This is a genomic window from Acinetobacter vivianii, from assembly GCF_014635885.1.
GTDB classification, from domain to species: Bacteria; Pseudomonadota; Gammaproteobacteria; order Pseudomonadales; family Moraxellaceae; genus Acinetobacter; species Acinetobacter vivianii.
On sequence record NZ_BMDR01000003.1, the window covers coordinates 501,853 to 510,599 of the forward strand.

Sequence of the window (8,747 nt, forward strand, 5' to 3'; positions counted from 1 at the left end):
GCTTATAATTTGAAGCAAGTTTTAGTTGGATTGTCTTTGTGAAAATCATTTTTGCTGGTACGCCTGAATTTGCGGCAACCGCATTGGCGGCATTATTAAAAACATCACACCAGATCATTGCGGTTTATACCCAGCCTGACCGTAAAGCAGGCCGTGGGCAAAAACTCACCCCTTCTCCTGTTAAACAGTTAGCACTTGAACACGGTTTACCGGTTTATCAGCCTTTGAATTTTAAAGCATCGACAGAAGAAGGCTTGGCAGCTCGACAAGAACTTGCAGCCCTTGGCGCAGATGTCATGGTCGTGGCCGCTTATGGCCTGATCTTGCCACAAGCAGTTTTGGATACCCCGAAATATGGCTGTTTAAATATTCACGGTTCATTACTGCCACGCTGGCGGGGTGCTGCACCGATCCAACGTGCCATTGCGACAGGCGATGCGGAAACAGGCATTACCATCATGCAAATGGCTGCTGGTCTGGATACGGGCGACATGATGTATAAAACCTATTGTCCAATTACAGCCGAAGATACGTCTGCCAGCTTGCACGATAAATTGGCAGATCAAGGCGCCGAAGCGATTTGTACCGTGCTTGAATCAGAACAAAGCTTGCAGGAATTCATTGAAAAACGTGAAGTGCAAGATGAAGCATTGACAGTCTATGCACACAAATTGGTGAAAGCAGAAGCACGTATTGACTGGAGCCAGAATGCGGTACAAATCGACCGTAATATCCGTGCCTTCAATCCGTGGCCTGTGGCGTTTATCCAACTCGATGAAAGCAATGCCTTACGTGTGTGGGGTTCAATGCTTTCTCAACATCAAAAAACTGATGCACAAAGCGGTGAGATCCTTGCGATTGATAAACAAGGCGTTCACGTTGCCTGCGGCGACAATACCGCAGTGTGCCTCACCAGTCTGCAATGGCCAGGTGCTAAAGCCCTAAATCCTGTACAAATTGCCCAAACTCAAAAATTGCATATTGGACAAATTCTCCCATGAGCCAATCATCTACAAAAAATTTAAATCTACGTGCACAAGTGGTCAAAACTCTTTTGGCCGTTCAAAATGGGCAATCTTTGTCTTCTGTTCTGAATCAACATATCAATATCGTTTCTGAACGTGACCGTGGTTTATATCACGAACTTACTTTAGGCTGTTTACGCCAATGGTTTTCTTTAAAAGCAATTACCCTGCCATTGCTGACAAAACCGTTAGACAATGAAGCGCTAGAAAGTTGTTTATATCTTGGTTTATATCAAATTTTATGTACGCGTATTCCTGTACATGCGGCGATTTCAGAAACGGTAAATGCTTCTAAGCAACTCGGTTTTGAGCCAATGAGTGGTCTGGTGAATGCGATTCTGCGTCGTGTTTCACGTGAAACAACTGAATTTGAAAAAGCATTAAATAATACGCATGGTTTACCAAGCTGGTTATTCAAGCGACTTAAAAAAGATTGGCCTGAGCAAGCAGAGTCTCTATGCCAAGCCTTAAAACAAGTCGCACCACTAACCCTGCGCATCAACGAACGCCAAGTCAGTCGTAACGAATATTTAGAGATTTTGGACGAAGAGCAGATTGATGCTCGTCCTTGCACGCTTTCAGATGTTGGTATTGTTCTGGAGCAAACGGGCAATATTACCCATTTACCAGGTTTTGAAGAAGGTGGTTTTTCTGTTCAGGATGAACATGCCCAATTGTGCGCGACGCTTTTACCGAACTTAGATAATAAAGTTGTTGTCGATGCCTGCGCTGCACCAGGTGGCAAAACTGCGCACATTCTTGAGCGCTTTACTCCTCAAAAACTGATTGCGCTTGATCATGATGCCAAACGTTTATTGCGTGTTTCTGAAAATTTAGAACGTCTTGCCTTAAATGACAACAATGTTGAGATTATTACCGCTGATGCGACCACTTGGCAGGCACCAGAACCCGTCGATTGTATCGTGCTGGATGCGCCTTGTTCTGCAACAGGTGTGATTCGTCGCCACCCCGATATTCGTTTACTCAGACAGTCGACCGATATCGCACAAACGGCTGCGCTACAACAACAGATTTTGCAGCAGATGTGGCAACAGCTTAAAGTCGGTGGCACTTTGCTGTATATCACCTGCTCGATTCTAAAAGCTGAAAATGAGCAGCAAATGGCGGCATTCTTTGCAGAACATGCTGATGCAGAAGAAATCAAAATCGAAGCAGATTGGGGCATTGAACAGACCCATGGTCGTCAGTTGCTTCCTTCTGCACACGCTGGTGATGGTTTCTATTATTGCCGGATTAAAAAATTGGGATAAATCAAAAATAAAAAAGCAGGCTTTAAAGCCTGCTTTTTTATCTAATATTGTCAATATTTCAGTCTATGTTTAAAATAATATCAACAACTTATTTAATTATCTAAAATGAATTTTAGTTACAAAGAATATAAATTAGCCATTTGGGGAATCACTTTTACTGTAGTTCTAATACCAACCTTAATTGCTTATAAACATAAGCTTCAAACGGAGCTTGTTGAATCGATAGCTAAAGACCTTTTAGTAGAACAATCACAAATACCTTTTAATGTTAATTCAACGGTCAAACTTATTAATATTAAACAGGATAAGCTTCATGTTACTTATACTTATCAGACATTTAACCATACTGCAGATGAAGTAGATCTCGACGATGCAAAAAACAACTTAATTCCAGAAAATCAAGCATATAATTGCACGTATTTAAAGAATTATATAAAAAATGGTATTATGGTTGATTACATTTATATAGATAAGAATGGTAAAAAGCTATTCACAAATACGCTTAATAAAAAATCCTGCAATATCTAAAATTTACTTATACAGTTTAAAGCCTGCGTTATTATTCAAAAAATAACCCAATCTATGATTGGGTTATTTTTAGCTTTAACATTTAAAGCGTATGCTGATCTTTGACTTCTTCCAGAACGTCATCCAATTCTTCTGGGTGTTTGGTTAAGTGCAGAATAGACAATGCCAATCCACCCCATAAAAACACCATTGAAATCACCATCATTACGATTGCTGAAGTATTCATATTTGTTCTCCTAGCGATCTTTGATTCGGCTGAGTACAATTGCAACGACAGCACAGAAAATCACGCTGCCCCATCCAAATACGCCTTGTAAGCTCATGCTATAACTATCGTAACCGTTTTTCACCAAGTTAAATACGGTCATGCTTAAGGTCGTTAACAAGATCAACGATGTGATCACCGTTAAAGTGAAATCCCAACCTTTGCCCAATTGAACAGTCGAAATACGATTCACATGATCACGCAATTCACGCAAGGCAGAACGTTTAAACCAGGCAATACTAATAATTGAAATCAACGCACCACCAATAATACCGATGTTATTGATGAAGTGATCCACGATATCAACCAGTTTAATCGCATTTACACTTGAAAATAGGATGACTGAAACTAGCGCACTACCACCACCAATAATGGTTACGGCTTTAGTACGACCCCATTTCAACTTATCCTGCATTGCTGCAATTGGCACTTCCAGAATACTCACCATTGAAGAAATACCCGCAACGAAGAGTGATGAGAAGAACAATAAGCCAAATAAGTCAGCACCAGCACCTAAGCTTGAAATGATTTTCGGGAAAGCGATAAACGCTAAACCAATACCACCACTTACTACATCGTGTACTTCTTTACCAGCAGTATGCGCCATAAAGCCCAACGCAGCAAAGATACCAATACCTGCCAAGATTTCAGTTGATGCATTGGCAAAGCCAACGATCAAGCCAGAACCCGTTAAGTTGGTTTTTGGTTTGAGATAAGAGGCATAAGTCACCATGATCCCGAAGCCAACTGACAGCGAGAAGAAAGTATGACCATAAGCCGCTAACCACACTTTATAATTCATCATCGCAGACCAGTTCGGGGTAAAGAATGCATTTAAGCCCTCTGCCGCACCCGGTAAACGTAATGACTGAATCACCAAAATGGTAAATAGAACGAAGAGTAATGGCATGAAAATCTTATTCGATAATTCAACGCCTTTTTTAACGCCGCCATATAAAATGATTAAAGTGAGCGCCCAGATCCCAACAATTGGCCAGAACAAATGACTCACGAATTGTAGATCAAAGCCCGTCGCTTTCGAGGTCTGCAAATACGTATTGAAGAAGAAACTTTCAGGATCACTGCCCCATGCCTGACCAATCGAGAAGTACACATAACTTCCCGCCCATGTCAGTACGCTGGCATAGTACAAACCGATGATGATACACACACAGACTTGCCACCAACCTAGCGTCTCGCCACCTTTGAATAACGCACGATACGCTTTTGGTGGAGAGTTACGCGCACGATGACCTGTGGCATAGTCTAAAAAGAGAAGAGGTAAACCAGCGGTAATCAACGCTAGTAAATAAGGGATAAGAAACGCTCCGCCGCCATTTTCATAAGCGACATACGGGAACCGCCAGATATTACCTAAACCTACAGCTGAACCAACAGCTGCAATAATAAAACCAGATCGTGATGTCCAGTTTTCACGAGAATCTGCCATAAAACACCTAAATTTGTCCTGCTGACCTTCCATGCTGCTTTCAGTTTTTTATTATCCAACAGACATGAAAATGCCATAAAAAATCTTGTTTTGTTTGGATGAAATTTCAACCTTGTGAGCTTCTTATTTTCAAGACCAAACAAACAAAAAACCAAACCATCTTCCTTAAAGATTGGGCATTGTTTTTCTGCTTTTAATAGCCGAACAATACCTGTTTTTATTTATTTTTACTGTAAATTCTGCAAGAAAATATCAGCTTTTCAGAACAATTGATTATTTTTCAACTGCCTGTAAATTTGACCTTGCAGTCAATCTATAAAAATCAAGTACATAAAACAGGCAAGCCAAATCCTCACCACGCTTTTCCTCCTCTATTGTTTAATTGCCAAAAGTCTTTGTTCTTGCATATCACGGATAGCAGAATGGATGCCTTCGCGACCTAAACCAGAATCTTTTACGCCCCCATAAGGCATATTATCGACGCGGAACGTCGGGACATCATTAATGATGACACCGCCCACATCCAGATGATCCCACGCATACAGCATTTTATTGAGATTTTGCGTATAGACACCTGCCTGCAAACCAAAGCGGCTTTGATTAATGGTCGCGATTCCCTGCTCAAATTCCTTAAATTTTTCTAAAATGGCCACTGGGCCAAAAGCTTCATCTTTATAAATTTCCAGCTTGGCATCGACATTTTCCAGTAACACAGGTTCAAACAAAACGCCTTGTAAACTACCACCAAGCAGGACTTTCGCCCCTTTCTTCTCAGCCTTATCAATCCATTTTTTTAAGCGTAATGCTTCCGCCTCTTTAATCATCGGGCCAACCAATGTGGTACTTAAAGCAGGATCATCAGCCTTAATTTTTTTCAGTTTGGCAATGAGTTTCTTTTTTAGCTCAGCATAAATATCTGCATGGACTAAAATCCGTTGCACACTGATACAGACCTGCCCTGCATGCCCATAAGCAGCACTTATCAAGCGATCAATCAAGGCATCATCAATGATTGTATCCGCATCAATCAGGACTGCTGCATTGCCACCGAGTTCCAGCGTCACTTTCTTGCGACCTGCCCGCGCCTTCATATCCCAACCGACTTGATCTGAACCCGTAAAGCTGAGTAATTTAAAACGATCATCAGTCACTAAAATATCCGCTGCCTCACGATTACAAGGCAAGATTGACCAAGAACCTTTGGGCAAATCTGTTTCAGCCAATACAGCCGCAATCTTTAAGGCACTGATCGGGGTAAAACTGGCCGGCTTCAACACAAAAGGACAGCCCGCTGCAATCGCAGGTGCAATCTTATGTGCCACCAGATTGAGAGGAAAATTAAATGGACTAATTAAAGAAACCGCACCAATCGGTACATGCTTCACCATGCCACGAAACTTCGCGGCAGCAGGTGTGACCGCCAAAGGGATTAATTGCCCATCATCGAGCTGTGTCACCGCATCTGCAGCCAATTGAAAAGTATTAATTAAACGTTCTACTTCAGCACTTGCTGCACCACGTGGCTTGCCACCTTCTGCAATCAGAATCTCGGTCAGCTCATCCCGCAGTTCATTAAAACGCTTTACACAATGCAGTAAGATTTTTTGTTTTTGAAACGGTTTTAAGGCTGCCATCTCAGCTTCTGCCTTCACCGAAGCCGATATCGCTTTTTCAAGCACTTTAGCATCCGCCAAGGCGACTCGTGCATAAACGGTATTATTATACTTATCATGGACTTCAAGCCATTGACCTGTTATAACGGCTTTCCCAGCCACATAAAGCGGATAATCCACCACACTTTGTTTATCCGTCATTATTATTTATTCCTTTATAAAAATTTAAAATTAGACTACTGCATATTTACCAAGATCACTATATGATTCGCCCATTCATAGGTGAATTCACAACAATTCATTACTGTTTTCGATATTAATTAGGATAATGCAATGAAATTATTAAAAATATCAATGCTTGCTTTAGGAACGAGCATTTGTGGCCTGGCACAAGCCGATGTTATTGGTGTTAAAGGTGACCTCAGCTACTGGAACTACAATGGCGAAGCCAATATGGCCGACCAAAGTGCTGCGCCTGATCAGGACCTTAAACGTAAAGGTTCAGCTCAAGTATCCCTTGCTGTTGAGCATCCAATTCCATTGATTCCCAATGCAAAAATCCGTTATGTAAATTTAAAAACAGAAACGGATCATAAAGTTGCAGGTCAACCTGTTTACGACCTCAACATCGATCATACCGATTTCATTTTATACTATGAAATTTTAGATACGATTGTAAATGCTGATGTCGGTCTAGGTGCAACGAACTTAAATGGTGATGTCAAAACCCTTAACATCAGCAAAACAGATATCGATAAAACTGTACCTGTGATCTATGGATCGGCGGGAGTAAAACTGCCATTTACAGGCTTGAGCGCGAAAGCAGAACTCTTATATAGCAACTTTAATGATGCCAAAATCACGGATGCTCAAGCAGAATTACAATACAACTTTATCGACAATCTACTAGTGGATGTTGGTCTGAAAGCAGGCTACCGTATCTTGGATATCAAGCTAGATGATTATGAAAAAAATGACCTTAAATTTAACTTTAAAGGTCCTTATATTGGCTTAGATGTACATTTCTAAGACCTAAAATATATAAAAAAACGGAATTTCATGATTCCGTTTTTTTATGGGAAACGACTTTTTCCTCATTCATGTACGCCAAAACGTACACAGATCGCAGCCATTAGCGAATATACCGAACTCGACTTTTCGCCTATTATACAAATCATAGAGAGACAGGAAGTCTCATTGAGAATAATAAGACGCACAGGAAGTGGTCGTTAATAGGATATCAACGACATAAGCTGAATATGAAGAAGCCCCGTCAGGATGATGGGGCTTCTTTTTATCTAATGATTCTTATCCACGATTTAAAGACTTTTTAGGTAGGCAACAACTTCGGCATGCTCCGCCATTTCTGCAAGCTGTAGCGCTGTATATTCGCTCTTATACGCCACATTTGCACCTTTACTCACTAACAGCTTTACTAGCGCTAAATGATCATTCTCGGCAGCAGCCTGTAACGCGCTATAACCTTCATCATCGGTCTGGTTTGGATCTATTCCCTCTACCAATAGCTGCTCGACTTGTTCCACATCACCAAGAGATGCCCAATACACTAGCTCAGGAAGATGCAGTTCTTCATCATCTTCAGGCAGTGGAGAGAAAGAGTTGAGTTTCATAATTTAATTATCCAATTTTTGAGATTCTAAAATTAATTTCTCAAGCTTCAACCTTGTAATACGTTGGTTATAACTATAAAAGTCATCTTGAGATTCTACACCAGAGAGCTTTCTGTCCGATTGATTAGCTAGCCAATCCTGAAACTCCGCGATTTCATGGAATATGCTAATGATTCCACTATATCTGTTTTCGGTATTTTGATAATGCTCTAAGTCTGGATATCCATCAAAAAAGTGAGTATAAAAAATATTCTGCCCATCAAAGTAAAACCCAGTTCCACAATATTCTTTATGATAATTACTAATTTGCGTCTGCTTTATTAGGTACTGTACAACGTTAAACGCTAAAGCTTCTCCAAATTTCTGCTCACTATTCACTTTCTTCCACCCGATATGATGTCACTTGCATACTAATTTAAGATAGATATAGGCCTAACTATATCTGATTTATTTTTTGTTGTTTAAGGCATTCTATCATTTCATCAAATACATTTTGTCCCATAGTTGTTCGTACAAGGTCATTTAAATCACCTGATAGAAAGCCAGACCAAGTCGTACTTGTGGAACCAGAAGACATTGCATATCGACCACTAGCAACCCCCACCTTTTGATCTGACGTAATAAAAGCTATATAAAGCTCTTCTTCTGGATTATCGAGAACCCATTTGCAAATTGTTCTAGGTGCTTGATATTGTTGCTTAGGTTTTTCTAACCACTTCCATACTAAAAAACCTAAATAGACAATTCCAATAGCTGATAAAAGTGTATGGAAAATCATCTCAGTCCTAATATCATCTCTTATTTGCATTTAATCAGGATAAAAATAGCGCGACTCTTTAAATCTTGACTTATATTTCGTCCAAGCATAAAAAACACCCCCTCTGCGTTAGCGGAGGGGGTGTTTCTAATTTAAAAGCTGGCGATGACTTACTCTCACATGGCAAGTGCCACACTACCATCAGCG

General features: G+C 40.6%; 10 protein-coding genes. 4 read left to right on the plus strand and 6 right to left on the minus strand.

Annotation, left to right across the window (positions count from 1 at the left end; translation table 11 throughout):
* Positions 1-38 precede the first annotated feature (38 nt).
* The 3 genes from fmt to IEV36_RS08925 all read left to right on the plus strand — a co-directional run bounded on the left by fmt (position 39) and on the right by IEV36_RS08925 (position 2,824).
* Entirely contained in the window at positions 39-1,001 is a 963-nt protein-coding gene (gene fmt / locus IEV36_RS08915) for a methionyl-tRNA formyltransferase (protein WP_004776424.1), read from the plus strand.
* The gene (gene rsmB, locus IEV36_RS08920) at positions 998-2,296 is read left to right on the plus strand and encodes a 16S rRNA (cytosine(967)-C(5))-methyltransferase RsmB (protein WP_005260312.1); all 1,299 of its coding nucleotides are present in this window, start codon (positions 998-1,000) and stop codon (positions 2,294-2,296) included. The genes fmt and rsmB overlap by 4 nt, the downstream gene beginning before the upstream one ends.
* A gap of 105 nt (positions 2,297-2,401) precedes the next feature.
* The gene (locus IEV36_RS08925) at positions 2,402-2,824 is read left to right on the plus strand and encodes a hypothetical protein (RefSeq protein WP_005260315.1); all 423 of its coding nucleotides are present in this window, start codon (positions 2,402-2,404) and stop codon (positions 2,822-2,824) included.
* An 82-nt stretch (positions 2,825-2,906) separates the two neighbouring features.
* Here the strand turns inward: IEV36_RS08925 and IEV36_RS08930 are convergent, their stop codons facing one another.
* From IEV36_RS08930 to IEV36_RS08940, 3 genes are all read right to left on the minus strand, one after another.
* Positions 2,907-3,050 carry a methionine/alanine import family NSS transporter small subunit gene (locus IEV36_RS08930; RefSeq protein WP_005260316.1) on the minus strand — a complete coding sequence of 48 codons (144 nt, stop codon included), beginning with the start codon at positions 3,048-3,050 and terminating at the stop codon, positions 2,907-2,909.
* A gap of 10 nt (positions 3,051-3,060) precedes the next feature.
* Positions 3,061-4,539, minus strand: coding sequence for a sodium-dependent transporter (locus tag IEV36_RS08935; RefSeq protein WP_005260319.1), 1,479 nt, complete (start codon positions 4,537-4,539; stop codon positions 3,061-3,063).
* Between the two features lie 371 nt (positions 4,540-4,910).
* Positions 4,911-6,353, minus strand: a complete 1,443-nt coding sequence (locus IEV36_RS08940; RefSeq protein ID WP_005260321.1) for an aldehyde dehydrogenase family protein — start codon at positions 6,351-6,353, stop codon at positions 4,911-4,913.
* Positions 6,354-6,485: 132 nt separating this feature from the next.
* Between IEV36_RS08940 and IEV36_RS08945 the strand changes: the two genes are divergently transcribed.
* Positions 6,486-7,181 carry a TIGR04219 family outer membrane beta-barrel protein gene (locus tag IEV36_RS08945; RefSeq protein WP_005260323.1) on the plus strand — a complete coding sequence of 232 codons (696 nt, stop codon included), beginning with the start codon at positions 6,486-6,488 and terminating at the stop codon, positions 7,179-7,181.
* Positions 7,182-7,471: 290 nt separating this feature from the next.
* On the opposite strand, the gene IEV36_RS08950 is transcribed toward IEV36_RS08945, so the two are convergent.
* Genes IEV36_RS08950 through IEV36_RS08960 form a run of 3 tightly spaced genes read right to left on the minus strand, consistent with a single transcriptional unit; the run spans position 7,472 to position 8,561 of the window.
* Complete coding sequence (locus IEV36_RS08950) at positions 7,472-7,783, minus strand: ankyrin repeat domain-containing protein (RefSeq protein ID WP_005260325.1); 312 nt, start codon at positions 7,781-7,783, stop codon at positions 7,472-7,474.
* 3 nt (positions 7,784-7,786) lie between these two features.
* The gene (locus tag IEV36_RS08955; RefSeq protein WP_005260327.1) at positions 7,787-8,161 is read right to left on the minus strand and encodes a hypothetical protein; all 375 of its coding nucleotides are present in this window, start codon (positions 8,159-8,161) and stop codon (positions 7,787-7,789) included.
* A gap of 58 nt (positions 8,162-8,219) precedes the next feature.
* The gene (locus IEV36_RS08960; RefSeq protein ID WP_005260328.1) at positions 8,220-8,561 is read right to left on the minus strand and encodes a hypothetical protein; all 342 of its coding nucleotides are present in this window, start codon (positions 8,559-8,561) and stop codon (positions 8,220-8,222) included.
* Positions 8,562-8,747: the final 186 nt, after the last annotated feature.